This is a genomic window from Micromonospora sp. NBC_01740, from assembly GCF_035920365.1.
In the GTDB taxonomy this organism is placed as follows: domain Bacteria; phylum Actinomycetota; class Actinomycetes; order Mycobacteriales; family Micromonosporaceae; genus Micromonospora; species Micromonospora reichwaldensis.
In genome coordinates, this window is record NZ_CP109150.1 from 1,303,272 (window position 1) to 1,330,071 (window position 26,800).

At 73.0% G+C, this 26,800-nt stretch carries 25 protein-coding genes and 1 tRNA gene; 14 read left to right on the forward strand and 12 right to left on the reverse strand.

Features of this window, described 5'->3' with window-relative positions; translation table 11 throughout:
• Position 1: 1 nt before the first annotated feature.
• The 5 genes from OG989_RS06220 to OG989_RS06240 all read left to right on the forward strand — a co-directional run bounded on the left by OG989_RS06220 (position 2) and on the right by OG989_RS06240 (position 6,094).
• Complete coding sequence (locus OG989_RS06220) at positions 2-1,129, forward strand: DUF6421 family protein (protein WP_151453782.1); 1,128 nt, start codon at positions 2-4, stop codon at positions 1,127-1,129.
• A gap of 65 nt (positions 1,130-1,194) precedes the next feature.
• Entirely contained in the window at positions 1,195-2,040 is an 846-nt protein-coding gene (locus OG989_RS06225; protein WP_327029960.1) for an aspartyl/asparaginyl beta-hydroxylase domain-containing protein, read from the forward strand.
• A gap of 8 nt (positions 2,041-2,048) precedes the next feature.
• Positions 2,049-3,314, forward strand: a complete 1,266-nt coding sequence (locus OG989_RS06230; RefSeq protein ID WP_151453780.1) for a hypothetical protein — start codon at positions 2,049-2,051, stop codon at positions 3,312-3,314.
• A gap of 78 nt (positions 3,315-3,392) precedes the next feature.
• Complete coding sequence (locus OG989_RS06235) at positions 3,393-4,754, forward strand: hypothetical protein (protein WP_151453779.1); 1,362 nt, start codon at positions 3,393-3,395, stop codon at positions 4,752-4,754.
• 92 nt (positions 4,755-4,846) lie between these two features.
• Positions 4,847-6,094, forward strand: coding sequence for an MFS transporter (locus OG989_RS06240; RefSeq protein ID WP_327029961.1), 1,248 nt, complete (start codon positions 4,847-4,849; stop codon positions 6,092-6,094).
• Here OG989_RS06240 and OG989_RS06245 read toward each other — a convergent pair.
• Together OG989_RS06245 and OG989_RS06250 are read right to left on the reverse strand one after the other, a co-directional pair.
• Positions 6,084-6,911, reverse strand: coding sequence for a PhzF family phenazine biosynthesis protein (locus OG989_RS06245; RefSeq protein WP_327029962.1), 828 nt, complete (start codon positions 6,909-6,911; stop codon positions 6,084-6,086). The two genes, OG989_RS06240 and OG989_RS06245, sit on opposite strands and share 11 nt — an antisense overlap.
• 17 nt (positions 6,912-6,928) lie before the next feature.
• Positions 6,929-8,398 carry a circularly permuted type 2 ATP-grasp protein gene (locus OG989_RS06250; RefSeq protein ID WP_151453776.1) on the reverse strand — a complete coding sequence of 490 codons (1,470 nt, stop codon included), beginning with the start codon at positions 8,396-8,398 and terminating at the stop codon, positions 6,929-6,931.
• Between the two features lie 231 nt (positions 8,399-8,629).
• Between OG989_RS06250 and OG989_RS06255 the strand changes: the two genes are divergently transcribed.
• Together OG989_RS06255 and OG989_RS06260 are read left to right on the forward strand one after the other, a co-directional pair.
• Positions 8,630-9,433: a cyclase family protein gene (locus tag OG989_RS06255; protein WP_327029963.1), complete on the forward strand. Its 804-nt coding sequence runs from the start codon at positions 8,630-8,632 to the stop codon at positions 9,431-9,433.
• Between the two features lie 59 nt (positions 9,434-9,492).
• On the forward strand, positions 9,493-10,011 hold the full coding sequence (locus OG989_RS06260) for a hypothetical protein (protein ID WP_327029964.1): 519 nt from the start codon (positions 9,493-9,495) through the stop codon (positions 10,009-10,011).
• A 38-nt stretch (positions 10,012-10,049) separates the two neighbouring features.
• Here the strand turns inward: OG989_RS06260 and OG989_RS06265 are convergent.
• A tRNA-Ser gene (locus tag OG989_RS06265) sits at positions 10,050-10,136 on the reverse strand.
• Between the two features lie 85 nt (positions 10,137-10,221).
• Between OG989_RS06265 and OG989_RS06270 the strand changes: the two genes are divergently transcribed.
• Positions 10,222-10,773, forward strand: coding sequence for an AAA family ATPase (locus OG989_RS06270; protein ID WP_327029965.1), 552 nt, complete (start codon positions 10,222-10,224; stop codon positions 10,771-10,773).
• 9 nt (positions 10,774-10,782) lie between these two features.
• Positions 10,783-11,760, forward strand: coding sequence for an NAD(P)H-quinone oxidoreductase (locus tag OG989_RS06275; RefSeq protein ID WP_327029966.1), 978 nt, complete (start codon positions 10,783-10,785; stop codon positions 11,758-11,760).
• A gap of 21 nt (positions 11,761-11,781) precedes the next feature.
• On the opposite strand, the gene soxR is transcribed toward OG989_RS06275, so the two are convergent.
• Positions 11,782-12,246 carry a redox-sensitive transcriptional activator SoxR gene (gene soxR / locus OG989_RS06280; protein ID WP_327029967.1) on the reverse strand — a complete coding sequence of 155 codons (465 nt, stop codon included), beginning with the start codon at positions 12,244-12,246 and terminating at the stop codon, positions 11,782-11,784.
• Between the two features lie 46 nt (positions 12,247-12,292).
• Between soxR and OG989_RS06285 the strand changes: the two genes are divergently transcribed.
• A complete protein-coding gene (locus tag OG989_RS06285) occupies positions 12,293-13,057 on the forward strand; it encodes a transketolase (RefSeq protein WP_327029968.1) in 765 nt (254 codons plus the stop codon).
• A gap of 2 nt (positions 13,058-13,059) precedes the next feature.
• Positions 13,060-13,962 (forward strand): transketolase family protein, encoded by a 903-nt coding sequence (locus OG989_RS06290; protein ID WP_327029969.1) that lies wholly within the window; start codon positions 13,060-13,062, stop codon positions 13,960-13,962.
• Between the two features lie 69 nt (positions 13,963-14,031).
• Here the strand turns inward: OG989_RS06290 and OG989_RS06295 are convergent, their stop codons facing one another.
• Entirely contained in the window at positions 14,032-14,739 is a 708-nt protein-coding gene (locus OG989_RS06295) for a glycosyltransferase family 2 protein (protein ID WP_327031122.1), read from the reverse strand.
• A gap of 121 nt (positions 14,740-14,860) precedes the next feature.
• Here OG989_RS06295 and OG989_RS06300 point away from each other — a divergent pair, with 121 nt between their 5' ends.
• Together OG989_RS06300 and OG989_RS06305 are read left to right on the forward strand one after the other, a co-directional pair.
• Positions 14,861-17,026, forward strand: a complete 2,166-nt coding sequence (locus OG989_RS06300) for a hypothetical protein (protein WP_327029970.1) — start codon at positions 14,861-14,863, stop codon at positions 17,024-17,026.
• Between the two features lie 156 nt (positions 17,027-17,182).
• Positions 17,183-18,781 (forward strand): ricin-type beta-trefoil lectin domain protein, encoded by a 1,599-nt coding sequence (locus OG989_RS06305; RefSeq protein ID WP_327029971.1) that lies wholly within the window; start codon positions 17,183-17,185, stop codon positions 18,779-18,781.
• Between the two features lie 96 nt (positions 18,782-18,877).
• On the opposite strand, the gene OG989_RS06310 is transcribed toward OG989_RS06305, so the two are convergent.
• From OG989_RS06310 to OG989_RS06325, 4 genes are all read right to left on the reverse strand, one after another.
• Complete coding sequence (locus tag OG989_RS06310) at positions 18,878-19,468, reverse strand: hypothetical protein (protein ID WP_151456805.1); 591 nt, start codon at positions 19,466-19,468, stop codon at positions 18,878-18,880.
• Between the two features lie 55 nt (positions 19,469-19,523).
• Entirely contained in the window at positions 19,524-20,942 is a 1,419-nt protein-coding gene (locus OG989_RS06315; protein ID WP_327029972.1) for a sensor histidine kinase, read from the reverse strand.
• Positions 20,935-21,627, reverse strand: coding sequence for a response regulator transcription factor (locus OG989_RS06320; protein WP_151456807.1), 693 nt, complete (start codon positions 21,625-21,627; stop codon positions 20,935-20,937). The genes OG989_RS06315 and OG989_RS06320 overlap by 8 nt, the downstream gene beginning before the upstream one ends.
• 68 nt (positions 21,628-21,695) lie before the next feature.
• Positions 21,696-22,208, reverse strand: a complete 513-nt coding sequence (locus OG989_RS06325) for a hypothetical protein (protein ID WP_151456808.1) — start codon at positions 22,206-22,208, stop codon at positions 21,696-21,698.
• A gap of 27 nt (positions 22,209-22,235) precedes the next feature.
• Between OG989_RS06325 and OG989_RS06330 the strand changes: the two genes are divergently transcribed.
• Positions 22,236-22,505, forward strand: coding sequence for a PP2C family protein-serine/threonine phosphatase (locus tag OG989_RS06330; RefSeq protein ID WP_327029973.1), 270 nt, complete (start codon positions 22,236-22,238; stop codon positions 22,503-22,505).
• Positions 22,506-22,583: 78 nt separating this feature from the next.
• Here OG989_RS06330 and OG989_RS06335 read toward each other — a convergent pair whose 3' ends face one another.
• The 3 genes from OG989_RS06335 to OG989_RS06345 all read right to left on the reverse strand — a co-directional run bounded on the left by OG989_RS06335 (position 22,584) and on the right by OG989_RS06345 (position 26,718).
• Complete coding sequence (locus OG989_RS06335) at positions 22,584-23,186, reverse strand: hypothetical protein (protein WP_327029974.1); 603 nt, start codon at positions 23,184-23,186, stop codon at positions 22,584-22,586.
• 1,214 nt (positions 23,187-24,400) lie between these two features.
• On the reverse strand, positions 24,401-25,468 hold the full coding sequence (locus OG989_RS06340; protein WP_327029975.1) for a phosphotransferase: 1,068 nt from the start codon (positions 25,466-25,468) through the stop codon (positions 24,401-24,403).
• A gap of 77 nt (positions 25,469-25,545) precedes the next feature.
• Entirely contained in the window at positions 25,546-26,718 is a 1,173-nt protein-coding gene (locus OG989_RS06345; protein ID WP_311409871.1) for a thiolase family protein, read from the reverse strand.
• Positions 26,719-26,800: the final 82 nt, after the last annotated feature.

Here is a 26,800-nt window from a genome sequence, read left to right on the forward strand (position 1 = left end):
CATGCGATCGTCCCTGCCAACAGTGGAAACAGACGCCGTCGTCAACGAAGTGAACGAGCTGCGTGCCCGCTACCAGCGCGAGACCGAGCCTGGATCGCCGGAGGCGCTGCGCCGGCTGGCCGGTTGGATCGCCGACTCGGCGTCGCTCGGTGCCCAGCCCGTGGCCAGGGCACTCGTCGAGGACCTGTCCGGCGCACACGACACGCCGCAGCTCACGGCCACGAAGCGGCACATCAACTCGCGGGCCGACAACAGGCTCCTGTCCGTGTTCTCGGCCGCGTACTTCCCGACCCTCGGTCTGGACTACCTGGAATACGAGCCCATCCCGTCCGACCCCGTGCTGGTGGACCGCTACCCGAGCCCGACGATGCCGGTCAACCTGCTCCGGCACAGCGCCGGCTTCGACAGTCGGGTCGTCGTGGCGCTCTTCCCGGAGAACCACATCGACGGGCGCCAGGAACCGGACGACCTGATCTTCTACTTCATCGACAAGTTCGTCGCCCGGCACCGCCTCACCCGCCGGCTCATCGACGCCGCCATGGTTCCGGGCTCGTTCCCGCTGCTGTCCGGCGTCGACGACTCCGGCGTCGAGCGGGCCGCCGGTTCCTGGGTACGGCTGCACGAGTTCCACCACCGCACGGGCAGCATGCCGATCCCGCAGTTCCTGTCCGCGAAGAGCTACAAGCCGCTGGCCGGCCTGGAGGAGATGCGGGTCGACGTCAAGTCGATGCTGGTCTGCCTCGACGACGCGGACATCGATCGTGAGCTCGCCGCGCTGACCTTCGAGTTCGTCCTGGCCGAACGGCTGCTGCGGTACTCGGTCGAGGGGATCCCGAAGCCGAACTACGACGCGATCGCGTCGCAACTGCTCTTCAACTACCTGCGCGGGCAGGGCGCCCTGACGATCGACGAGGGGCGGATCCGGCTCCTGCCGAGCCTGCCCGAGGCGCTGAGCACGCTCGTCACCGAGATCACCGAGCTGGAGGACGTCGTCCTGACCGAGGGGGTCGAGGCCGCCCGCGCGGGACTGATCGACTTCACCCGCCGGTACACCCGGTACGACGAGGAGAAGCGGGAGTTCCTCCACGTGCCCTTCTTCGCCGAGCTCAAGGAGCGACTCGGCGTGTGAGTCACGCCGGCCGCCCTCCCGACGACGTGCGGCTCCGCCCCTCACCCCGCTGGAAGGTACCGACCATGACCACCGTTATGAACTCGACCGAAACCGGCATCCTCGGCACGTGCGACATCGACGCCGACAGCCTCGCCACGGACCTCGACACCATGGCGTCGTTTCCCTACACGGACAAGTACAGCGACTTCGTCTGCGGCGCCTGGAAGAGTTGCGCGGTGTGGAACGGCACGGGCCTCGGCCTCGACGCGGGACTCGACCCGTTCGAGGGCCCGGCCGTCGTCACCGACCTGGGGCAGCGCCTGCCGTACGTGCGGCACCTGGTGGGTGAGCTGTTCGACATGTCCCGCCTCAAGTACGGCCGGCTCGCCCGGCTGACCCCCGGCAGCGCGCTCGTGCCGCACCGGGACTACCTCGAACTCGACAGCAACCTGATCCGGATCCACCTTCCGCTGGAGACCCACGAGTCCTGCGTCAGCTCGCACAACTCGACGCTCTACCACATGAACGTCGGTGAGATCTGGTTCCTCGACGCCACCCAGGCCCACAGCGCGGTCTCCGGGTGGACGAAGGACCGCACCCACCTCGTCCTCGACTTCGAGGCCGACTCGCTCGCCGCCTGCTTCACCGGCGAGGTCCAGTCGCCCCGCATCCCGAGCACCCACCAGGTCGCGCGGCAGCCGATCGACCAGGAGGAACTCGCCGCGTTCGAGCGCGCCGGGGTGCTCATGGACACCACCAACTACCGGGACTTCCTGAAGATCGCCATCAAGACGATGTTCACCCGGGACATCACCCCGGACAACGTGTTCGACCTGCTGGAGGGGGCGGCCCGGCACTCGCCCGTGGCCGCGCGGCTCGACATGATCCCCCCGATGCGGACGTACTTCCTGCTGGCCCGAGAGTCCTGAGGCGGATCATGCGACACGCCAGCCAAGTCTGTGTCGTCGTGGACGGGTACTCGACGGCCAACGCGCTCGCGCCGGCCCTCGCCGGTTACGGCTTCGGCGCGGTGCACGTGCAGAGCGACCCGGACCTGCCGCAGTTCCTCCTGCGTACCGGCGTCGACCACGCCTATCTCGACAACTACCTCCACGACGGCGACGTCAGCACCATCGTCGACCGGCTCGACCGGGCGGGCCTGCGCGCGCGCAGCGTGGTGGCCGGCGCCGAGACCGGGGTCGAGCTGGGTGACCAGCTGGCCAGGGCGCTCGGCGTGCCCGGCAACGATCCGGCGACCACCCGGTGCCGCCGCGACAAGCACCACATGGCACGCGCCGCGGCGGCCGGGGGCGTCGCCGTCATCCCGCACCTGAGCACCGCCTCCCGCGACGAGGCGGCGGAGTGGCTGCGCGCGGGGGGCTGGCTCGGCGACGCCGTCGTCAAGCCCCGAGCCAGTTCCGGCAGCTTCGGCTTCCTGCGGTGCCGCTCCGAGGCGGACCTCGACACCGCGTTCAAGAGCTGGCTGGGCGCACCCGACGTGTTCGGCGACCCGATCGGGGAACTGCTCGTCCAGCCGTTCATGACCGGCGACGAGTACGCCGTCAACACCGTGTCGGCGGGGGGCGGGTACGTCGTCTCGGACATCTGGCACACCAGGAAGCGGCACGAGGGCGGGACGGCGCTCTACGACCTGGAACGGCTCGTCGATCCGCGCGATGCCGTCTTCGACCAGCTGCACGGCTTCGTCGGGACCGTGCTCGACGCCCTGGACATCCGCGAGGGGACGGCGCACACGGAGGTCATGATGATCGCCGGTGAGCCGGTGCTCGTCGAGACCGGCGCCCGGTTCATGGGCTCGATCGACATCTCGCAACTGACCGAGGCGACGGGCACCAACGCGGTGCAGTTGGTGGCCGAGACGATCGTGGCCCCGGACCGCTTCGCCGCCCGGGTCCGCGAGGGCTGGCGTCCCGTGCTCCGCCGGCACGCCGCCATGGTGCAGTTGCTGTCCCGCCACTCGGGGACCCTCGCCGGCTACGATCTGCGCCTGCTGCGCGGGCTGCCGTCCTTCCACACCGTCGACACCTACCTGGAGACCGGCGACCCGTTGCAGGTCACCGTCAACTCGTACACGACCCCGGGCCTGGTCTTCCTGGTCCACGAGAGCCCGGAGACGATCTCGGATGACTACCGCCAGCTACGCGAACTGGAGGCAGCGGGTGCCCTGTTCCTGTCGGCCTGACCAGCGCACGCCACGGCTGACCGTCGGCGGCACCGCATGCGCCCGCCGGCGGGCCGCCGCCACGCGGGAGGCAGCCGCATGAGCGCGCCGCACCGGTCGGCGTCGCAGGACCCGGCGACCGACTACCTGCGGGCGATACGCGACGGTGAGCTGCCACCGGATCTGCCGGCGCGCACCGCCGGCCGGGTGCTGGGGCCCGACATCGAGGCACAGAGCTTCCACCGGGTGATGTTCGTCGACGAGCGGGAGCTCACGTCGTTCTACGCCGACTTCACGGTGCTGCTCGACGTCGTGGGGCGGCTGCCGCACCTGCTCGCGGGTGGCAGCACGGCCGCGTTCGGCGCGCTGACCGACGTGCCGGAGGTGCTGCGCCCGCTGTTGGCCGGAACCGACCTGCCCGCCCTGGTGCCGTACGGCCGCGCCGACCTGATCCACGACGGGACCGGCTTCAAGGTCCTGGAGCTGGGCCTGAGCCCCGCCGTCGGCGGTGCCGAACGCACCGCCTGGCTCCCCGCCGTCATGGCGGAGCCGGCCTTCCGGCCCTTCGCCGAGCGGCACGGACTGCGACACCTCGACCCCATCACCGCCCTGCTCGACCTGCTGCGCACGGTGGAGACCACGCGTACGGGGCACGACGCCGAGGCGCCCGGGCAGGCGGAGGTGCTGATGGTCGAGGCGACCGGCGCCCTCGCGGAGTGGGCCGGCGACTGGCGTCCCCTGGGCGAGTGCCTGGAGGCGTACTCCGATCGTCCGCTGCGGACCCGCCTGGCGGAGGTCGCGGACCTGCACGAGCCGGACGGCAGCGTCGCCGGCCACGTCGCCGGGGTGACCCACCTGCTGCGGTTGTTCAACCTGACGGAACTCGCGGAGGAGCCGGACCCCGTGGCGGCCTGGCAGCGGCTGCATCCGGAGCCGGGCTCCGCCCTGCCGCCGATGGCCACCTCGCCGGTGCACGACATGTACAACAGCAAGGCGTGCCTCGCCCTGGTGTGGCTCCCCGAGGTGCAGGACGCGCTGACCGACGGCGAACGCGCCGCGTTGCGGCGCGTCCTCCCCGAGACGACCCACGTCGACACGGCCACCGACCTGACCGGCTTCGTCGGCGACCGGGCGGACACCATCCTGAAACCCACCACCCTGGCCCGTGGCGAGGGCACGGTGGCCGGCTGGACGGTCGACGACGAGACGTGGCGGGCGGCGCTCGCCGCGGCGGCCGAGAGCGGTCGCCACATCCTGCAACGGAGGGTCGTCCAGCGGGCGGAGCCGGGCTTCGACACCGACGGCGTCACGGAACGGGACTGGTACGCGGTGTGGGGGATGCACTACGGGCCCGGTGGGCACACCGGCTTCACCTGCCGCCTGACCACCGTGCCGGGGACCGTGGTCCGAGGCATCTCGAACGTCCTGCTGGCACCGGTGCTGCTGCACCCGGGGGCCTGAACATCGCCGCCGGTCACGGGTAGGAGATCACCCTGAAGAAGAACTTCCGCCTGCTGTGGAGCGCCGAGACCGTCAGCCAGTTCGGCTTCGAGGTGGCGACGGTCGTCATTCCGCTGTTCGCCGTGAAGACCCTGAACGCCACACCGGCGCAGGTCGGTTTCCTGGTGACCTGCGAGTTCCTGGGCTTCCTGCTCCTCGGACTACCGGCCGGCGCGTGGATCGACCGCCGGCGCGGGGAACGGGTCCTGGTGTTTTCCAGCCTGGGCCGTACGGCCGTGTTCGGGGTCGTCGCGGCACTGGCGCTGGCCGGCAACCTCACCATGCCCGCGCTGTACGCGTTGATGTTCGCGGGGAGCCTGTGCACGGTCTTCCTGGGGATCTCCTACCAGAGCGTCCTGCCGCGGATCGTCGACCGGCAGCTGCTGCCCGGCGCCAACTCGCGGGTGGAGTTCACCCTCTCGCTGGCGGAGATCACCGGCCCCGCCATCGCCGGCTTCCTGTTGGCGCTGGCCACGTCGTCGTACGTGCTCGGCGCGGCGGCCGTCTGCTTCGGCATCGCCACCGTGCTGCTCAGCCGGATCCGGGTGACCGGGGCGGCGGCGGCCCCGCCGGCACGCAACACCACGCTGGTCCGGGACGTGCGCGACGGCATCAGGTACGTGCTGCGGGTGCCGATGTTCCGGGTGATGGCGATCCGCAGCTCGACGTACAACTTCTGCAACATCGCGACCACCACCATGTTCCTGCTGCTGCTGGCGTCGGTGCTGCGGCTGCCGTCGGCGTACATCGGGATCATCTTCTCCGGCGCCGGTGCCGGCGCGACCCTCGGCGCGCTCTCGGCGGTCCGGCTGTCCCGGCGCTTCGGCGTCGGGCCGACGGTCCTCGGCGCGTGCGTGCTGGCGGGGATCGCCTCGATTCCGCTGCCGTTCGCGCGCAGCGGTGGCTGGCTGATCGTCGCCGGCATCGGCTACGGCATCGCCTCGGGATGCATCGTCGTCTCCAACATCCTGCAACTGTCGGTCCGGCAGGCCCTGTGCGCGCCGGGCATGCAGGCGCGGTTGAGCGCGACGATGCGGTTCCTGGTCTGGGGCGTGATCCCGCTGGGCGCGTCGGTCGCCGGGCTGGTCGCGAACGTGATCGGCGTCCGCCAGACCCTCGCGCTCGCGGTCGCGGGCGAACTCGTCTCCATCGTTCCGCTGTACTTCTCGCCGCTGCGTCGGGTGGTGGAGATGCCCACCGAGCCCGAGTCCGAGCCCGAGTCCGAGCCGGCCCCGGAGCCGCCGCCCGGAGGGGCGGCGGCCGACGGGGCGCGGCCGGAGGCACGGCAGCTCAGCGACTGAGCCGGGCGACCTCGTCGTCGTCCAGCGTGATGACGCCGGCGAGGTACTGGCGCGTCGACCCGCCCAGGATGACCCGGTCGCCACGCAGCTCGCAGTTGGCGTGGATGGTCAGCGTCTTGCCGAGCCGGGGAGAGAACTGCCGGGAGGTCAGGCTGGTCCTGCCCAGCTCCTCCGCCCAGTAGGGGATCAGCATGCAGTGGGCCGACCCGGTGAACTGGTCCTCCGGGATCGACTGCTTGGGGCCGAAGAAGCGGGCGACGAAGTCGGAGGAGATGCCGGGGGCCGTCACGACCACCGCGCGCCGGTCGAGGGTCCCGAGCATCCGCTGGTCGGGTTCGATCGCGCGCAGGTCCTCCTCGTTGTCGTAGACCGCCATGTAGTCCATGCCCCCGTACACCGCGGTGGGCGCGATCGACAGCCCGGCGAGCAGGGCCTCCGGCGGGTCGACCCGCTCGCGCGGCAACGCGGGGAAGGACATCACGAACTGCCCCTCCGGCGTACGGCTGACGACGAGGGGACCCGTGTTGGAGTGGAAGGTGACCTCGTCCCACTCGGGCCGCAGGTGGTTCAGCACCACGTGGGCGGCGGCGAGCGTGGCGTGCCCGCACAGGTCGACCTCCATCGACGGCGTGAACCAGCGCAGCGCGAAGCTGTCGCCCCGGTCGATGATGAACGCGGTCTCCGCGAGGTTGTTCTCCAGGCCGATCGCCTGCATCACCTCGTCGCTGAGCCACTCGTCCAGGGGGCAGACCGCGGCCGGATTGCCGAAGAACACCCGGTCGGTGAACGCGTCGACCTGGTAAAGGGGAATTTCCATCGTGCCTCCAACTGGTGTCAGTGTCGTTCGCGGGCCGCCGGCCCGATCGCCCGCACGCGCTCGATGAGCTGTCGCCGTTCGTCGGCGTCCATGGGGATGGCCCAGCCGCTGGCCGCCGACTGGTGGATGTTGACCACGGCCGAGCCCCGGTCGGCGCGGATGTTCATGCCGGAGCACTCGCCGCCGAGCACGTAGAGCCCGAGCACCACGTGGTGGGGCACCGGCTCGGCATCGGCCTCGGGGGCGAACCGGCACTCGGCGAGCTGCACGCGGCGCTGGGCGAGCCAGCCGTCGGGGCCGCGTTCGGCCAGCCGGGCGGCGATCGTGTCCGCGTCATGGTCGGCCCCGAGCAGGACGTCGTGCCCGCCGGACGAGTGCCCGAACTTGAACACGTACTCGGCGCGGTCCGCCAGCAGGCGGTCACGGTTCTCCGGGGTCACCGAGACGGTGTGGGGCACGTACCGGGCGACCATGTCGCGCACGCCTTCGGGCAGCAGGCTGGCGAAGCGCTCCTCCCAGAGCATCGCCAACCAGCGCTTGTGCGTGCGGATCTCGGCCTCGAAGAGGTTGATCACGGAGGCGCCGCTGCCGACCAGCCGGGTGATGAAGTCGTAGTCGTCGTCCATGTCCTCGTGCATGAAGCCGCGATAGACCAGGGTGCGCTTTCCGGCTGCCGGATCGAGCCACCGCTCCGGATAGTCGGCGTGGAAGACCAGCTCGACCGGCACGTCGGGCAGGCGCCGGCGCAGCGTCTCGGTCAGCAACTCGAAGCCGAAGTAGCCGACCCCGATGCGGCTCGACCAGTCACACACCACCACCCGGTCGAAACTGCCCTGGTGGAAAGCCCTGATGACGACGTCCGCGATCTGTTCCTCAGGCCGCGGCGTGCCGGCGAGCCACGGAATGTCGACCGCCTCACCCATCACCTGATAGCAGTCGTGGAACTCGAATCCGGAAATCGACGAGTCGATGTTGAATTCACAGAACTGGTATCCGGACGGGGTCGGCAGCACGTCGACGCGGGCGAAGACCTGCTCGACGGAATCCAATTGTTCCCAATTGACGAAGGGCGCGATCTCGGCGGGCAGGCCGAATTCCGTCAACAGTTTCTCGGGAGGCCCCGACCGGAGGAACTCGCGGATCACCGCCGTCTGCGCCTCGATCATGGCGCAGGCCGCCTCCGCCATCCGGTCGAACTCGTCCCGGTCGATGACCAGCGGATAGGGGATGAACCGCATCCGGGTGGCACCGAGATCGTCCATGAAGCGCCGTACCGACGGCGCTGCCGCGACGAGCGCGGACCGCGCCGGCTCGGCCTGAAGCGCGGCCACCAGCGGCGCGTTCAATTCCGCGAAATTGCAGTCCGAATTGTCGTGTCGCACCGTGAACCGCACCCCTTCGCCCGACTCGCTATTGAATCGGATGCGAGTGTACGGCACGAGCGGCTTGGCGGGCAGGGGCGAACTCGCGGTATTGATTGCAGACACGGTAAGTGTCGAACATTTCAGGGGTCGACCGGTCCGGGGTCGCCGAGTACAGTGACCGGCCGTCGGCTGGTCCCGCTTCACACGCGACGGCGACGACATCGGCCGTTGCAATCTCGATTTCGTCGCGTGACCCGTGCCGGACACGTGGCGGAGCCATTACGGAGAATCATCACCGCACCCGGAATCGGCCCGGCACGCATCCGTCATCCCCGCAGAGACAGGATCACCGCCATGACCGCACTCCTGGACGCCGTCGCCGCGGGCGTCACCATCCACGACCTCGCCCAGCCGTTCGAGGAGGGGATGCCCTGTGCGCCGAACCATCCCGGGTTCCGCCTGGCCCTGCTCCGCCGGCACGGCGACGTGGTGCGTGCCGACGGCGGTTCGTCGGCCGGCGAGCTGATCGTCACCGGCGCGCACGTCGGGACCCACGTCGACGCGCTGTCACACATCTCGCAGGACGGGCTGCTGCACGGCGGCCACGACGCCGCCGAGGCGCAATCGGGTGGCCGGTTCGGCGTACACGGCGCCGAGACCATTCCGCCGCTCGTCCGGCGGGGGGTGCTGCTGGACGTCGCCTCGGCCCACGAAGTCGACGTCCTTCCCGGCGGGTACGGCGTGACCGCCGACGACCTCGAACGGTGCCTGCGGCGTACGGGTGTGCGGCTGACCGAGGGCGACGTGGCGCTGGTGCGTACCGGCTGGGCCCGGCACTGGTCGGATCCGGCGGCCTACCTGGGTCTCGACACGGGGGTGCCCGGCGTCGACCCCTCCGGCGCGGGCTGGCTCGCGGAGCACGGGGTCGCCCTGACGGGCGCGGACACCACCGCCTACGAGCAGATCCCTGCCGGCGCCGGGTTCCGGGTGCTACCGGTCCACCGCCTGCTGCTGGTGGAGGCGGGCATCTACATCGTCGAGCACCTGCGGCTGGACTCGCTGGCGGAGGCCGGCGTGAGCGAGTTCCTGTTCGTCCTCGCCCCGCTGCCGATCGTCGGCGGCACGGGCTCGCCCGTACGCCCGCTGGCCGTCGTGTGACACGCGCCCGACCGCCTCGCGCCCCCGCCCGTCGTCGCTCGGGCACGTAGTCTCGCCCGGTGCTCGAGATGCCTCTCACCGCTCGTCAGTGGCGTCGCCGCGCGACGATCGCCGCCGCCGTCGCCTTCGCGATTGCCTGCATCGGCGCGCCGGTCAGGCAGGCGGTGACGAGGGCGATCGAGGCAGGCCGGGGCGAGAAGACGCCCGCTGCGGCGGCCGAGGCGTACCTCCTGGCGGTCTTCCAGCCGGACGAGAACCCCGACATCAACCGGTGCCTGTGCGGCGACAATCAGGACGAGCTGTTTCGGCAGGCTCGCGACCTGCGCAAACAGGTCGAGTCGCAGGTCACGTTCGGCGTGCGGGTCGAGACGACCAACTGGCAGACCGACCCGGACGGCACGGTCTCGACGATGGTGGACCTCCGGTTCACGGAGGTCGACTCCACGGGGAGCGTCACCTTCACCGGCGCCACCCACCGGTGGCGCTTCCACACCACGGAGGAGAAGGGCCTCGGCGGCGGCTGGAAGGTCTGTCGCGTCGACGCGCCGCCGCTGTGCGGCACCTACCTCCGCTGCTGACGACACCTGGTTGCCCAGGCTCTCTGCTGCTCAGGAAGCGGAGGGTGTGGGATTCGAACCCACGAAGACATCGCTGCCTTACCGGTTTTCAAGACCAGCGCCATCGGCCACTAGGCGAACCCTCCCGGGCCACGCTCCCCGCAGGGTGCGCGACGTGCCTAGTCTGCCACGGACCCGCTGCGGGCGAGCGGGCACCGCACCCGCGCTGGCATGATCGACGGCGTGTGGGAGACCCCGTCGGTGGTGCTGATCAGCGGAATCATGGCCGCCGGAAAGTCCACTGTGGCCGAGGCGCTGGCCCGGCGGCTGCCCCGCGCGGTGCACCTGCGCGGCGACGTCTTCCGGCGGATGGTGGTCAGCGGCCGGGAGGAGATGACCGCCGAGCCGTCGGCGGAGGCCTGGCGGCAGCTGCGGCTGCGCTACGACCTCGCCGCGTCGGCGGCGGACCGGTACGCCGCCGCCGGCTTCACCGTGGTGCTCCAGGACGTGGTCCTCGGGGCGGAGCTGCCGGCGATGGTCGACCGGATCCGGCACCGGCCGTTGGCGGTCGTGGTGCTCGCGCCGAGCCCCGAGGCCGTCGCCGCCCGCGAGGAGGCGCGGGAGAAGAAGGGGTACGGGGACTGGCCGGTCGCCGACCTGGACGCGGATTTCCGGGCGCAGACGCCCCGGATCGGGCTCTGGCTGGACACCTCGGCGCTGACCCCGACGCGGACGGTGGACGAGATCCTGGCCCGGGCGTGGACCGACGGGCGGATGGGGTAGACACGGAACATGCGCGCGATGACTGTCCCGGAGCCCGGCGGACCCGACGCACTGGTCTGGAGCGAGGTGCCCGATCCCGAGCCCGGCCCGGGCGAGGTGGTCGTCGACGTGCGGGCCAGCGCGGTCAACCGGGCCGACCTGCTGCAACGGCAGGGGCACTACCCGCCGCCGCCGGGCGCGCCCGCGTACCCCGGGCTGGAGTGCTCCGGGGTGATCAGCGCGATCGGGCCCGACGTGGCCGGCTGGGAGGTGGGCCGGGAGGTCTGCGCGCTGCTGGCCGGCGGCGGCTACGCGGAGCGGGTCGCGGTGCCGGCCGGGCAGCTCCTGCCGGTGCCGGCCGGCGTCGATCTGGTCGACGCGGCGGCGCTGCCCGAGGTCGCCTGCACGGTCTGGTCGAACGTGGTGCAGGTGGCCCGGCTCGCCAAGGGCGAGACGCTGCTGCTGCACGGCGGCGGCAGCGGGATCGGCACCTTCGCGATCCAGCTCGCGGTGGCGCTGGGCGCCACTGTGGCGGTCACCGCCCGGGCCGCCAAGCACGAGCGGCTGCGTGAGTTGGGGGCGGCGTACACGATCGACTACCGCGAGCAGGACTTCGTCGAGGAGGTCCGGCGGGTCACCGGCGGCCGGGGCGCCGACGTCATCCTCGACATCATGGGCGCGGCCTACCTGCCCCGGAACGTGGCGGCGCTGGCCACGGGCGGCCGGCTGGTGGTGATCGGCATGCAGGGTGGCCGCAAGGGCGAGCTGGATCTCGGGGCGCTGCTGGCCAAGCGGGGCACGATCGCGGCCACCGCGCTGCGGTCCCGGCCGCTGGAGGAGAAGGCGGGGATCGTGCGCGGCGTCCGCGAGCAGGTGTGGCCGCTGGTCGAGTCGGGGGCGGTCCGGCCGGTCGTGGACCGACGGGTGCCGATCACGGAGGCGGCGCGGGCGCACCGGCTGGTCGAGTCGAACGACCACGTCGGCAAGGTGCTGCTCACGACCGGCTGACGCGCGGTCCGCCCCGGCGGGTCAGGACGCCGACGTCGGATCCGCGACCTCGCGGGGGAGCACCAGGCGGGCGCCGGGGCCCTCGCCAGCGAGGGAGTCGCCAGGGTTGTTGAGCGTGCAGCGTTGCAGGGACAGGCAGCCGCAGCCGATGCAGCCGTCGAGGTCGTCGCGGAGCTTCGTCATCAGCCGGATCTTCTCGTTCAGCCGCTCCCGCCAGGTCGCGGAGAGCCGCGCCCAGTCCTCCGCACTCGGCGTGCGGGACGCGGGCAGGGAGTCCAGCGCCTCCCGGATCTCCTCCAGCGAGATGCCGACCTGCTGGGAGATCCGGACGAAAGCCACCCGGCGCAGCTCGGTGCGGGCGTAGCGGCGCTGGTTGCCGCCCGTCCGCTCCGCCCGGATCAGCCCGAGCCGCTCGTAGTAGCGCAGCGCCGAGGGCGCGACGCCGCTGCGGACGGAGAGCTGGCCGATGGTCAGAGACTCGTGCATCACGTCGCCTTGAGTTGAAGTGGACTTCAACTTGCAGGCTAGCGGCATGACCACGACCACCGCCAGCGCGGGTCCTGCCCCGACCGCCGCGCCACTCCGTGACCCCACCGCCGCGCCCCGCCACCCGGGCGCCCCGCCGCTGCCGGGACCCGTCGCGCCGCTGTACGAGCGGGTGCGCGCGGGCCGGGAGTTCAGCGCGAACGTCCGCTCCACGGTCGACGTGCTCTGGGTGCTCTACGACCGGGTCCTCCGGGTCACCCCGGAGACCGTAGACGACCCCGGGCGCGACCGCTTCCTGCTCTCCAAGGGCCACGCCGTGGCCGGCTACTACGCCGTACTCGCCGCGAAGGGGTTCGTTCCCGCCGACTGGCTCGACGACCAGGGCGGGCCCGCCAGCCGGCTCGGCGACCACCCCGACCGGGTGCTGGTGCCCGGGGTGGAGATCGGCTCCGGCTCGCTGGGCCACGGGCTCGGGCTCGGCGTGGGCACCGCGCTCGGGCTGCGCGCCCAGGGCCTGCTGACGCCCCGGGTGCACGTGCTGCTCGGCGACGCGGAGTTGGACGAGGGCTCCAACCACGAGGCGATCGCGTACGCGGGGGCGACCGGGCTGGGCAGCCTGACCGCGATCGTGGTCGACAACGGCTCGGCCACGCACGGCTGGGCGGGCGGCGCCGCGGCCCGGTTCACCGTCAACGGCTGGACCGCCACCACGGTCGACGGGCACGACCACGACGCCCTGCACACGGCCCTGACCGGGCACGACAACCACCGGCCGCACGTCGTCGTCGCGGTCGTCGACCAGGGGGAGTGACCGTGCGGGACCGTTTCATCGAGACCACCACCGCGCTGCTGGCGGAGGATCCGCGTACGGCCCTGGTGCTGGCCGACATCTCCGCCGACGCGTTCGAGCCGGCCGCGTACCGGCACCCGGACCGGGTGCTGAACGTCGGCATCCGGGAACAACTGCTGGTGGGTGTGGCCGGCGGGCTCGCCCTGACCGGGCTCCGGCCGATCGCGCACAGCTACGCCCCGTTCCTCGTCGAGCGGGCGTACGAGCAGCTCAAGCTCGACCTGGACCATCAGGGCGTGGGCGCGGTGCTGGTCAGCATCGGCGCGTCGTACGACCGGGCGGCCGCCGGCCGGACCCACCTGTCGCCGGCCGACGTCTCGCTGATCGACACCCTGCACGGCTGGACCGTGCACGTTCCCGGTCACCCCGACGAGGTGCCGGCGCTGCTGCGGGACGCGGTGGCCGCCGACGGCTCGGCGTACCTGCGGCTGTCGACGCTGCACAACGCCCGGCCGTACGGCGGCGGCGGCGCGCTGCGGGTCGTCCGGGATGCGGGGCCGGGCGCACCGCTGCTGGTCGCGGTGGGGCCGGTGCTGGACGCGGCGGTGGCTGCGGTGGCCGACCTGGGCGTGACGGTGGCCTACACCCACCGGCCGCGGCCGTTCGACACGGCGGGGCTGCGGGCGCTGGCCGGCGACGCGGTGATCCTGGTGGAGCCCTACCTGGTCGGTACGTCGGCCCGGGTGGTGTCGGCGGCCCTGGCCGACCGGCCGCACCGGCTGCTGGCGCTCGGCGTGGGACGGGAGGAGCTGCGCCGCTACGGCTCGGCCGAGGACCACACCCGCTGGCACGGGCTGGACGCCACCGGGCTGCGCCGTTCGGTCGCCAACTTCCTGGACGCGGCGCCGGTGCCGGCCGGCCGCTGAGTCACGCCGGCCGCGGCGGCGTGGAGGCCGGCGGTGGCGGGGGGGGGTGACGCGGGAGGGCGGGAGGGGTCAGCGGGTCGGGGCGCCGAGGGGGCGGCGGCGGGTGCGCTCGCGGCCCAGGATCCAGATCGCCTCGACGCCGTCCTTCCAGGTGATCTTCTTGCCCTCTTCGCGGCCCCGCGCGCGGTAGCTGATCGGGACCTCGTAGGGGCGGATCCGCTGGCGCAGCAGCTTGCCGGTGACCTCGGCCTCCATGCCGAAGCCGCGCGAGCGGATGTCGAGCGAGCGGTAGAGCGCGACCGGCATCAGCTTGAAGCAGGTCTCCAGGTCGCCGATGTAGGAGTTGAACAGGACGTTCGCCGCCATCGTGACGCCCTTGTTGCCCATCACATACCAGAAGCTGTAGGCGCTGTGGCTGCCGAAGGTGCGGTTGCCGTAGACCACCGTGGCCCGCCCGTCGAGCACCGGGTCGAGCAGCTTCGGGATGTCCAGCGGGTCGTATTCCAGGTCGGCGTCGAGAATGACCATGTAGTCGCCCTCGGCGTTGTCGACCGCCGTCTTGATGGCGGCACCCTTGCCGGCGTTACGCTGGTGGGTGATGACCCGCAGGCGCGCGTCGTCGGCCCGACCGAGGACCTCACCGGTGCCGTCGCGGCTGCCGTCGTCGACCACGACCAGCTCGATCTCACACGGGTAGTCGACCGCCAATGCCTGCTTGAGGGCATCCGCGATGCGTTCTTCCTCGTTGTAGACCGGCATGAGGATCGAGAGCTTCACGGGAATCTCCACGGTGGCGACGATATGTCGGCCCTAGCCTAACCTGGCGGTTGACGACGCGGTGTTCAGCACTGCGGGCATTGGGCGCGGCGACCTCAGGTTCATGGTGTTTACTGCCGCCATGTCGGCAGTCGGCTACCCGCTCGCCCTGGCGCCGGTCGCCGCGATCGGACTGCTCGCCGTCGCGCTCCGTCCGGTCGCGGCCGGGACCGTGGCGGGGCGGCGCCTCGCGCTGGTCCGGGCGGCTCTGGTGACCGGGGCGTTCGCGGTGCTCACGGTGGAACTGCTGGGCGTGCTGCGGCTGCTCACCCTGCCGGCGTTCGCCGTGGCCTGGCTGACGTTCCTCGCCGGCGCGCTCGCCGCCGTCGGCTGGCGACGCCGCCGGGACGAAGCGCGCGGCACGGCCGTGGTCGCCGCCGCGCACCGCGCCGTCGAGGCCGTCGCCGCGCCCGAGCCCGCGCTGGTCGGCGCGACGGCCGGCCCGGCCGTCGGCGCTCCGCCCCCTCCTCCTCCGCCGCCGGCCGCCACGCGCCGCGTCGCACCCCGCCACGCCGGCTGGTGGACCCGGCTGGCTGACGCCTGGCGTACGGCGGGTCGGGGTGAACGGCTGCTCGCCGGCACGGTCGGCGGGCTGCTGCTGGTCGAGTTGCTGATCGCCCTGCTGGCCGAGCCGAACAACTTCGACTCGCAGACCTACCACCTGCCGAAGGTGGAGCACTGGGTGGCGCAGGGCGGCCTGGACTTCTGGCCCACCGCCATCCACCGGCAGGTGACCATCCCGCCCGGCGCCGAGTACCTGCTGCTGCACCTGCGCCTGTTCACCGGCGGGGACGCGCTGCACCACCTGGTGCAGTGGGCGGCCGGCGTCGGCGTACTGCTGGCGGCCACCCGGATCACCGCGCAGCTCGGCGGGGGGCGGCGGGCCCAACTGCTGACCGCGTTCGTGCTCGCCACCACTCCGATGGTGGCGCTCCAGGCGACCAGCACCCAGACGGACCTGGTCTGCGCCGCCTGGGTGGCCTGCGCGGCGACGGTGGCGCTGGACGGGCTGCGCCGGCGCGCCGGGGCCGGGGCGATGCTGGCGCTGGGGGCGGCCACCGGGCTGACCGCGCTGACCAAGACCAGCGGCCTGGTCGCGGTCGGGCCGCTGCTGCTGCTCTGGGGGCTGGCCCAGCTCCGGCTGGCCCGGGCCGGTGGCGTCCGGTCGCGGCGGCAGGTGCGTCGGACGGTCGCCGGGTCGGCGCTGATCCTGCTGGTGGCGGTGGCGGTGGTCGGGCCGTTCCTGGCCCGGGTGACCGCCGAGTTCGGGCATCCGCTCGGGCCGCCCCGGCTGCGCGAGTCCATTCCGATGGAACGGCACGACCCGCCGTCGCTGCTGGTCAACGCGCTGCGGATCGCGCACACCGCGTTCGACACGCCGCTCGCGCCGCTGCGTCGGGCGGGTGCCGAGGCGATCGTCGGCGCTGCCGGGATCATCGGGGTGGACCCGCAGGACCGGGCCACCACCTTCGGGCGGGAACGATTCCCGGTGCCGTCGTGGTACCCGGACGAGGACCGGGTGGCCTTCCCGCTGGCCGGGGCGCTGGCGGCGATCGGGGCCGCGTACGCGCTGGCCCGGCCCGGTCGGGTCGCCCCGGCGCAGGCGGGTCCGCTGCGCGCGTACGCGGTCGTCGTGGTGGCGGCCGTGCTGCTGCACACCGCCATGATCAAGTGGCAGCCGTGGGGCAACCGCCTGCTGCTCTACGCGCTGGCGCTGGCCGTACCGCTGGCGGGGCTCTGGCTGGACGCGCTGTTCCGGCGCCGGGCCGGCGGCGGGGGTGGGCGGCGGCCGGTGGCGGCCGGGCTCGCGGTGAGCGTGCTGGCCGGCTGCGCGCTGGCCGGGGTGCTGGCGGTGTCGTACGGCTTCCCGCGCCGGCTGGTCGGGGCGGGCTCGGTCTTCACCACCTCCGACTGGGACACCCGGTTCCTGCGCCGTCCCCAGTGGGCGGAGGAGTTCCGCTGGGCCGCCGGGGCGGTACGCGCGGCGGACGCCCGCCGGATCGGCCTGGTGCAGCAGAACGACAACTGGGAGTACCCCTGGTGGCTGCTGCTGCGCGGCGCGGACGGCCGCCCGCCGGAGCTGGTGGCGCTCCAGTCGGTGCTGCCCGGGCGCCCGCCGGCCGACCCGGCCTCGGTGGACGCCATCGTCTGCACGGGCAGCCGGCCGGCGTGCACGGCGCTGGTGCCGGCGGGCTGGCGCGTGCAGTTCCGGGGCTACGTGGGCTACGCCCTCCCGCCGGGGAGCTGACCCGTCGGGAAGCCGACCACCGCGCGATTCGACCGGATCGCCCGGTTCTGCACTCTGCGCGCAACGATTACGAGACGCATTCACATACCTCGAAGCCGACGCTACCTTCTGGTAACTCGATCGACGTCCCGCGATCGAGCCGAAAGGAGTGCGTCGATGCTTGGTTCCTCTGCCAGGCGCGAACGCGCGACCCGACGACGGGCCCTCACCGTCGTCGCCGCCGCCGCTCTCGTCCTGCCGATGCTCGCCGGAACGGCCTCCCCCGCCACCGCGGCCGACCGTCCGGCCGTCCAGCCGCTCCCCGCCAACCTGGAGACGATCCGCGCCGCCGAGGCCACCGCGCTCTACGGCACGCCCGCCGTCCGCCCCATCGAGCAGCGCCGCACCGCGCTGATCACCATGGGCGACAGCGAGATCTCGGGCGAGGGGGTGGGCAACTACGTGCCCGGCACCCACGAGCCCGGCAACTGGTGCGACCGCTCGTACGACCAGGCGGTGTTCCGCACCGGCCTCACCGCCGACGAGAAGTACAACATCGCCTGCTCCGGCGCGACCCCGTGGAACCTGATCCGGGGCGGGCCCACCCAGCACAACGAGCTGAACCAGGGCGACCACCTGGCCGTCAAGGCGCGCAACACGCACATCAAGCTGATCTGGGTGGTGGTCGGCGCCAACGGCGACGGCACGATCCAGTTCGGCCCGGTCGCCACCGACTGCGCCGTCCGCCGGGTCCTCCTCCAGGGCGCCTGCCACCCCACCTACACCGACCAGTGGAGCGTCCGCACCGACGGCAGCCGGCGGGCGGTCGAGGACGCGCTCACCGACATCCGGCAGACCATGACCGGCGCCGGCTACCTGCGCTCGGACTACGAGCTGGTGCTGATGTCGTACCCGAGCCCGGGCAGCCCGGACGTCGAGGACAACCCGAACTTCCCCGGCTGGTACGCGGGCGGCTGCCTGCTCTACCTGGCCGACGCCGCGTTCGCCCGGAACAAGGCGGTGCCGATGTTCGAGTCGGCGCTGCGGGCGGCGGCGACCAACACGGGCACCCGCTACCTGGACGCCAGCCGCCTCTTCCACGGCCACGAGGTGTGCACCGACAGCACCTCCGTACGCGGCCTGTTCATCGAGATCGGCGTCTGGGACGAGAACGCGGCCCGGCAGTCGTTCCACCCGAACAAGCGGGGACACGGCATGTTCGCCCAGTGCGTCACCCAGTTCGTCAACTCCGGGCGGCAGCGGGCGACCTGCGTGGACCCGGCCAGCACCGGCAACGGCGTGCTCTACGACGGGCTCTTCGAGTTCAAGCAGCTGCGCAACGCAGCCACGGGCACCTGCGTCGACGGCAAGGGCTACGACTCGCGCAACGGCACCCCCCAGCAGTCGTACGGCTGTCACGGCGGGCGCAACCAGGGCTTCTGGTACGACCCGACCCGCCAGTCGCTGCACTCGGAGCTCTCCCACGACCGCTGCCTGGACGTCTCGGGCGGATCGCTGAGCGCCGGCACGGCGGTGAACATCCACGACTGCCACGGCGGCGCCAACCAGAAGTTCGTGCTGGCCGGCAACCAGATCCGGACGGCCGGCAACGCCAACCTCTGCCTGGCGTTCGACAACCCGCTGCTGGGCACCCCCCGGCTGCGCCTGGCCGCCTGCTCCACCAGCAGCCGCCAGCAGTGGTCCTTCGAGTCCCGCAACTTCGCCAACCCGGTCGGCTACGGGCACGACGACTTCATCGGCTCCCGCGTCTACTGAGTCGCCCGCGTGAGCGGTGCCGCCCTCCCCGGGTGGCACCGCCCGCGCTGACCGGCGTGGGGGTGGCCCGCCTTCACCGACGGGCCACATGCACACCTACTTCTGCCGGGCCGGCACGACGACCAGGCGGGCGACCCCGCCGTCACCCTCCTTGGCACCGGCCACGCCGACCGTCGTGCCGACCTTCACGTCGGCGGACCGGATCGTCGTGCGACGCTCCACGACGCGCAGCTTGTCGCCGAAGGTCCAGGTCATGGTGAAGCCGTCGGCGGACTTCACGGTCATCGAGTCGCCGTCGACGGCGGTCACCTCGCCCCGCTGCACGGCGACGGTCCGCGTACCGCCGTCCTTCGTCCGCACCACGGCCTCGCCGTGCAGGGCGTCCCGCCGCAGCAGCACCCGGGCCTGCCGGCGCTCGCGGCGCTCCTGGGCGCGTTCCCGCCGCTTCTCCCCGGCCGCGCCCGGCGACGCCTCCGGCGAGGCGGGTGCGGCCAGCGGCTCGACGTCCAGGTCGCCGGCGTCGAAGCCCAGCGCGGCCAGCGCCTGGCCCTCCGCGCCCAGCGCCGCGGCGACCTCGACGGCGGTCTCCCGGGCCGGCTGACCGGCCGGTCCGGCGGCACCGCATCCGCCGACGCCGAGCGCGACCGCCGCGAGCAGCGTGGTGGTGGCGATTCCCCAACGTGCCATGGGTCTCCCTCTCGTCCGTGGAATCCCAGCCTCCCGCCCACCGGCGAGCGGCGGGTCAGAGCGATGTTCGGATCCGGTAAGGATCCGGGGGCAGCCGGACGGTGAACGCGGCGCCGCCCTCCGGCGCGTGCCCGGCCGCGACGTCCCCGCCGAGCCGGCGGACCAGGCCGGCGGCGAGCGCCAGCCCCAACCCGCTGCCGACCTTGCGCACCCCCCGGTAGCGCTGGTGCAGGGCGCCGCGCTCGAAGGCGACCGCCAGGTCGTCGTCGGTGAGGCCCGGTCCGCCGTCGCGGACCTCGACCACGCCGCCCGCCAGCGGGTCCGCGCCGGCCGCCCGGACCGCGAGCACGATCGGCGCCCCCGGCGGTACGACCCGCAGCGCGTTCTCCAGCAGCCCGTCCACCACCTGCCGGATCCGGCCCGGATCGGTGTGGACCGGCACCGGCGCGTCCGCGACCTCCGCGCGGAACGGCACCCCCACCTTCGCGCACCGGTCGGCCCAGGTCCGGCCCGCGTCGGCGGCCAGCCGGGCGAGGTCCACCGGCACCGGTTCGAGCGGGAAGTCGGCGGCCTCCAGCCGGGCCAACGCCAGCAGGTCGCTGACCAGCCGGTCCAGGCGCTGCGCCTCCGCGAGCACGGTACGACCCGCGTCGGGCGCGTCCGCCGGCCCGATCACCCCGTCAGCCAGTGCCTCGGCGTAACCCCGGATCGCGGTCAACGGGGTGCGCAGCTCGTGCGAGACGGAGAGCAGGAACTCCCGCTGCCGGCCCTCGCTCGTGGCCAGCGCGGCGGCCAGCCCGTTCAGCGCGTACGCCAGGTCGGCCACCTCGTCGGGCGGCTCCACCGGCACGCGTACCGCCCGGTCCCCGGCGCGCAGCCGGGCGGCGGCGTCGGCGGCGCGCCGGATCGGTCGGGCCAGCCGACGGGCGAGGAGCAGCCCGGCGGCCACCCCGGCGGCGAGCCCGGCCAGCAGCGGCAGCCAGAGGCTGGGCACCACCTGCCGCCACGGCGCGGTGGGCCGGGAGCGGATCAGCACCACCCCGTTGCCGCCGGGCAGGGCGCGTCCCTCGATCAGCGTGCGCCGGCCGTCGAGCGGGCGGCGGGTCGACACGTTGCGCCCCTCGGCGACGCGCCGCACCACCCTCGGCGGCAGGCCGGGGCGCTCGGCCACCCCGCCCCGCACGAGGTACGCGTCGACGCCCTGGGAGTTCAGCTGCCGGACGATCCGCTCCTCGTCGGCGGTGCGCCCGGTCTCCAGCCTGGGACGCAGCACCGCGGCCGCGAGCCGGGCCTGGGCGGCCAGCGCCTCCTGGTCGCGTCGTTCCACGCCGCGTACCGCCAGGGGCACCGCGACGATCGCGGTGACCAGCACCGAGACCAGGGCGACCGCGCAGGTGACCAGCACCGCGCGGGACGTCAGCGTCCGGCCGGGACGGTGCCGCGGCGCCGGCGGCGCGTCGGTCGGCTCAGCCATCGGCGGAGTACCCGACGCCCCGGTGGGTGCGGATCACGCCGGCCGCGCCCAGCTTCGCCCGGACCTGTGCGACGTGCACGTCGACGGTCCGGGTGCCGGCATGCGCCGCGTAGCCCCAGACCCCGGCGAGCAGCTCCTCCCTGGTGAAGACCCGGCCCGGCCGGGCCATCAGGTGCGCCAGCAGGTCGAACTCGGTGGAGGTGAGCTGGACCGGGGTGCCCGCGGCGGTCACCGTGCGGCGGGTCGGGTCGAGGGCCACCGCGCCGACGACCCGGGGCAGGCCCGTGCCCTCGGGCGTCCCGGCGGTGCGTCGCAGCACCGCCCGCACCCGGGCGACCAGTTCACGGGGGCTGAACGGCTTGGTGACGTAGTCGTCCGCCCCCAGTTCCAGCCCGACGACGCGGTCCACCTCGTCGTCGCGGGCGGTGAGGAAGATGACCGGCGTCCAGTCGCCGGCCTCGCGCAGGCGGCGGCAGACCTCGGTGCCGGTCAGCGCGGGCAGCGCGATGTCGAGGACGCAGGCCACCGGGCGCAGGCGGCGGGCGGCGGCCAGCCCGGCCGCCCCGTCCCGTTCCAGGTGTACGCCGAAGCCGTCCCGGGTCAGGTAGAGCCGGACCAGGTCGGCGATGGCCGGCTCGTCCTCCACCACGAGGACGAGCCCGCGAGGCGCGGCGTCGACGGTCACCGGCCCATGATTGCCGACCCGGTACCGCCGCGCGGGTCAGCGGATGTTCGGATTCGGTAAGAAGACGGTCAGCGCACCACGGCGGGCCGGAAGGCGACGGGCCGCGCGACCGGCGGCACCTCGCCGATGGTGGCGACGAGCCGCTCCCGGGGCGTCCGCAGCCGGGTCCGGAAGGCGTGGTTGAGCAGGGCGTCGAGCTGCCACACCTGCTTCGGGTGGCGGGTGCGGATGAGGAACCGCTCGCGGATCCCGTCGATCGCGGTGGCGGCCATCTCGACCGACTGCAGGCGCGGGTCGGGGCTCCAGGTGACGTTGCTGAGCTCCCGCAGTTCCGTGTTGAGGTGCAGGCGCAGCCGGTGCAGCACGCGGGTCTGCTGGGTGACGACCAGCCGTCGGTGGGTCAGCAGGAGCAGGTACTCGCCGGCCATCGGGCGGTCCGGCCGGGCGCACCGGGTGACGAGGATGGTGGCGTCGCCGGAACCGACGCAGCGTCGGAAGACCGGCATGTGCCGGGTGACGGTCTGCACCGCCAGCCCGGCCTCGGAGGCGGCCGGGAGGAACGTTCGGGAGAAGACGTCCATGCCCTGCCCAACGAGGCGCGACCTGGGGTGACGTGGGTCACGCGGGATTTTTGGAACTTCCACGCGGACGAGCCGGAGGCGGACCTGCTCGCGGTGTCGCTGCGCCCCGGCGACGTCTGGCTGCTCTGCACCGACGGCGTCAGCGACCAGGTCGACTATCACCTGATGCGGGAACTCCTGGCGGCACCGCGACCGGAGGAGGCAGTGCGGGACCTGCTCCACGGCACCCTGGAAGCCGGCGGCGACGACAACGCCACCGCCGTGATCGTCAGGGTCCACGCCACGGCCCCCCGCTGAAGGGGTCCACCCGCCGCAGACGCCGCTGGCCGGCACCCCGAGGTGGGGTGCCGGCCAGCGGCGATTCGGCTACTGCTGTCAGCTGTTCCAGTGCTCGGCCACCAGGTCGGCGGCCTGCTGCTCCCACTGGGCGTAGTGGTCCGGGTACGCCGACACCTGCACCGTCTGCGCGGCCTTCGTCAGCGGCATGTCCTGCCACCCGTCGACCTGCTTGAGGCCCTTCAGAAACGCCGTCGTCGAGTACTCCGGGTCGGTGATCTGCTCGATCGTGCCCCACCCGCTGGACGGACGCTGCTGGAACAGGCCCTGCGAGTCGTGGTCGTTGCGGTCACCGAGGTGACCCAGGTTCTCCAACTTCGACTCCTGCAACGCCGTCGCGATCGACACGACGGCGGCACGCTCGTCCATGCCGGCCTTCTTCGTCGCCGCGACGATCGCCTTGACGTTGGCGACCTGCTCATCGGACAGGTCGACGTGCGACTGGGCGCCCTGCACGCCGTGCGGGATCAGCTTGGCCTTGTCGACCGACGGCTTGTCGGCCTGCACGGCCACCGCCACCGCCGTGGCGTCCACGGACGGGGCACTGGTGTGGGCGGTGTCGGTCATCGGGCCGGCGAACACGCCACCAGCGAACGCGAGACCAACAACACCAAGAACGCTCTTACGAATGATCGTGTTCATCAGAAACGCTCCATTCGGGGGTTGGCACCCACACCGAGGGGGATCGGCTTCACGCGGGTGCAAGCACCGTCGGCGCTCATGCGAACTCAAGGAGGATCTCCAGCGAAACCTGGAGAGGATCTCCGACGATCAAGCCGGAGGAAAGATCAGATCGGCCATGCCGGCCGGATGTCCGACCTGTGCGGGCCGGAGGGGGGCCGGGCTGTCGTGCGGGGCGGGGGACGCCCTCACGTCGGCCGGACCATGTGTAACCACCGCCGGCCCGCCATCATTCCGGGGGCCGGGGCCCGCCAACCCATCGGGGCGGCGTGACCTCGGCGGCGTGGGTCTTGCTCCGTCGTACGCAGGGTGTAACGACCCCGCCCCCGCCACGATTCCGCCCCCACGATGCCCCCGGTCACACCCACAAACCGCACACCCGCGCACCGTCACACCACCCACCGACGACTCACCGGCTCAACCCGCCCCGGCCAGCCACCACGAAACCGGACAACCCGGTCACACCCAGGTCCACGGGTCACCGACTCCCTACTCACCCGGCTCCCTGGCTCACCAAGGGGCTCATCGGGCTCATCCCGAGTGAACCGGGTGAACCGGGTGAACCGGGTGAACCGGGTGATCGGATGAGGCCCGATTACTCGGGTCACCTGGTCACTCCGGTCACCAGGGTCACTCGAGTCATCCGCTGCCCGCGAAGTCCAGGTAGGCCACGACATGGGTCACTCGGGGTCACTCGTCACTCGGGTCACTGCGGTCACCGGGGTCGCCTCGGACGCCGGGTCACCGAGGCGCCGGTGGAGATCTTGGTACGAGAGTGCCCCTGGAGGGGCCGTTTCTTGCCAAGATCTCCGGCAGGAGCCCGGCGAACGGACGCGAGAGTAGGCACCGACGGGGTGTGGCCCGCCGTGCCCGGCGCAGGGATCAAGCCTGACCGCCCGGAGCCGGGCACGGCGGGCCACACCCCCACCACGACGCACCACAACCACCCGACGCACCACACCACTCCACGCACCACACCACTCGACGCACCACACCACTCGACGCACCACACCACACGCATCACGCCACTCGACGCACCACAACCACCCCACGCACCAAAACCACCCGACGCACCGCCTGTGCGGCCTGAGTGCCGGCCGCAGGAGGGCCGGTCGGCCGACGTCGCGCCGACACCGGCACGTCCGACACCCGCACCCGCCGACGTCCGCGTCGGCTCAGACCGGATCCGGCGCGAACAGTTCCTGCAACCAGCCGGGCACCGCGGCCGCGTACTCCGCGCGGGTCGGGTCGGCGCTGCGGAGGGCGCGGCGCCAGGAGAGCGCCCGGCTGACCCGGGTGACGCGGACGGCCAGGCGGGCCGCCTCGCGCAGCGTCGGCCGGTCGTGCCCGTCCGACCACGGCTCCAGGTAGGCGTCGCGCAGCCGCGTCAGCGCCGGGTCGCCCTCGGGCAGCCCGAACGCGTCCGCGACCGAGTTGAGCGTCACCAGCAGGGTGCCGAACGGATGGGCCACGGAGGCGTCGCCCCAGTCGAAGAAGCGGTGCCCGTCGCCGGCCACGAACACGTTGCCGTCGTGCAGGTCGTCGTGCTGGACGGTCGGCGTGAGGCCCGACGCGGCCAGCCGCCGGCAGTCCTCGGCGAAGGCGGGCCGGTGGGCGCGCAGCCGCCCGTACGCCTCGGCGGTGAGCCCGTCCGCCGCCCCGAGCAGCAGCGACTCCTCGTCGTCCAGCAACGCCTCGAACAGTTCCGGCAGCATCTCCGGCCGGTGGTCGGGCACGCCGAGGGCGAGCAGTTCGCCGGCCCCGGGCGCAACCACGCGCTGAAGGTCGGCGTACTCGGGCAGGACCCGTTCCCAGCGGCTCAGCAGGCTCCGGTCGCCACCCAGCGCGTCGCGCAACGTCCGGCCGCCGTCGGGCAGCAGGGACCAGCCGCGCTCGGCGTCCACGGCGACCGGGTCGAGCACCCGGCCGGGGGCGAGCCGGGCCAACGCGGCCAGCAGCGCCGCCTCGTACCGGGTGCCGGGGTTGTTCGCCTTGAACCAGACGTCGCCGGCGTCGGTCGGCACCCGCCAGACCAGCGACCAGGGTCGGACCCGCGGCTCGACCGGCCCGACGATCCGCCGCCCGAGCCGGCCGAGCTGGTCGCCGACCCAGCCGAGCGCGGCATCCCGCCAGTGCGGGTCCGCCCAGTCGACAGGTGGTGTGGTCGCCCGGTCGGCGCGTGGCGTGGTCGCCCGGTCGGCGGGCGGCGTGGTGGCGTCAGTCACGCCGGGCAACTCAGTCACGCCGGGCAACCTAGCCGCCGCCCGTGCCGCGGGACCACGGGTTTTCCCGTTGCCCCACGGCAGCTCGGCGGTGCGCCCTACAGCAGCTCGACGATGGTCGCGTTGGCCATGCCGCCGCCCTCGCACATCGTCTGGAGGCCGTAGCGGATGTCGTTGTCCCGCATGTGGGCGAGCATGGTGGTCATGATCCGGGCGCCGGATCCGCCGAGCGGGTGGCCGAGGGCGATCGCGCCGCCGCGCGGGTTGAGCCGCTCCGGGTCCGCCTCGGTCTCCGCCAGCCAGGCCAGCGGCACCGGCGCGAACGCCTCGTTCACCTCGTACACCCCGATCTCCTCGATGCCCAGCCCGGCGCGGCGCAGCGCCTTCGCGGTGGCCGGGATGGGCGCGGTGAGCATGGTGACGGGGTCGTCGGCGGCGACGACGGCGGTGTGCACGCGGGCCAGCGGGCGCAGGCCGTGCCGGCTGGCCCACTCGCTGGTGGTGACGGCGAGCGCCGCCGCGCCGTCGGAGATCTGCGACGCGGAGCCGGCGGTGACGACGCCGTCGGGGCGGAACGGGGTGGCCAGCTCGCCGAGCTTCTCCAGCGAGGTGTCCCGCCGGATGCCCTCGTCGGCGGCGAACTTGCCGCCGTCCGCCAGGGCGACCGGGGCGATCTCGGCGTCGAAGGCGCCGGCATCCTGCGCGGCGGCGGCCTTCTCGTGGCTGGCGAGGGCGAACTCGTCGAGCTGCGCGCGGGAGAAGCGCCAGCGCTCGGCGATCAGCTCCGCCCCGACGCCCTGGTTGAACGGCAGCGGCGCGTCGTCGGCGAAGCCCTCGACGCCGCGGTAGCGGTCGCGCAGCTGGTCGCTGAAGGGCGACCCGCCGGCCACGCTGGAGCCCATCGCGACCCGGGTCATCGACTCGACGCCACCGGCGACGACCAGGTCGGCCTGGCCGGAGAGGACGGTGGCGGCGGCGAAGTGCAGGGCCTGCTGGCTGGAGCCGCACTGCCGGTCGAGCGTGGTGCCGGGCACCGACTCGGGCCAGCCGGCGGCGAGCACGCCGTTGCGGGCGACGTTCCACGACTGGTCGCCGACCTGGGAGACACAGCCCCAGACCACGTCGTCGACCTGCGCCGGGTCGATGCCGGTGCGCTCGGCGAGGGCACGCAGCACGTGCGCCGAGAGGTCGACCGGGTGCACGGCGGCCAGGCTGCCCTTGCGCCGCCCCACCGGGGTGCGTACCGCGCCGACGATGACTGCGTCACTCATGACTACTCCCCGGTAACTTGGGCCGGCCCCGATCCTACGTCGTCGGCGGGTCGGGCGTCCTCCCCCGGTGCCCTGGCATGCT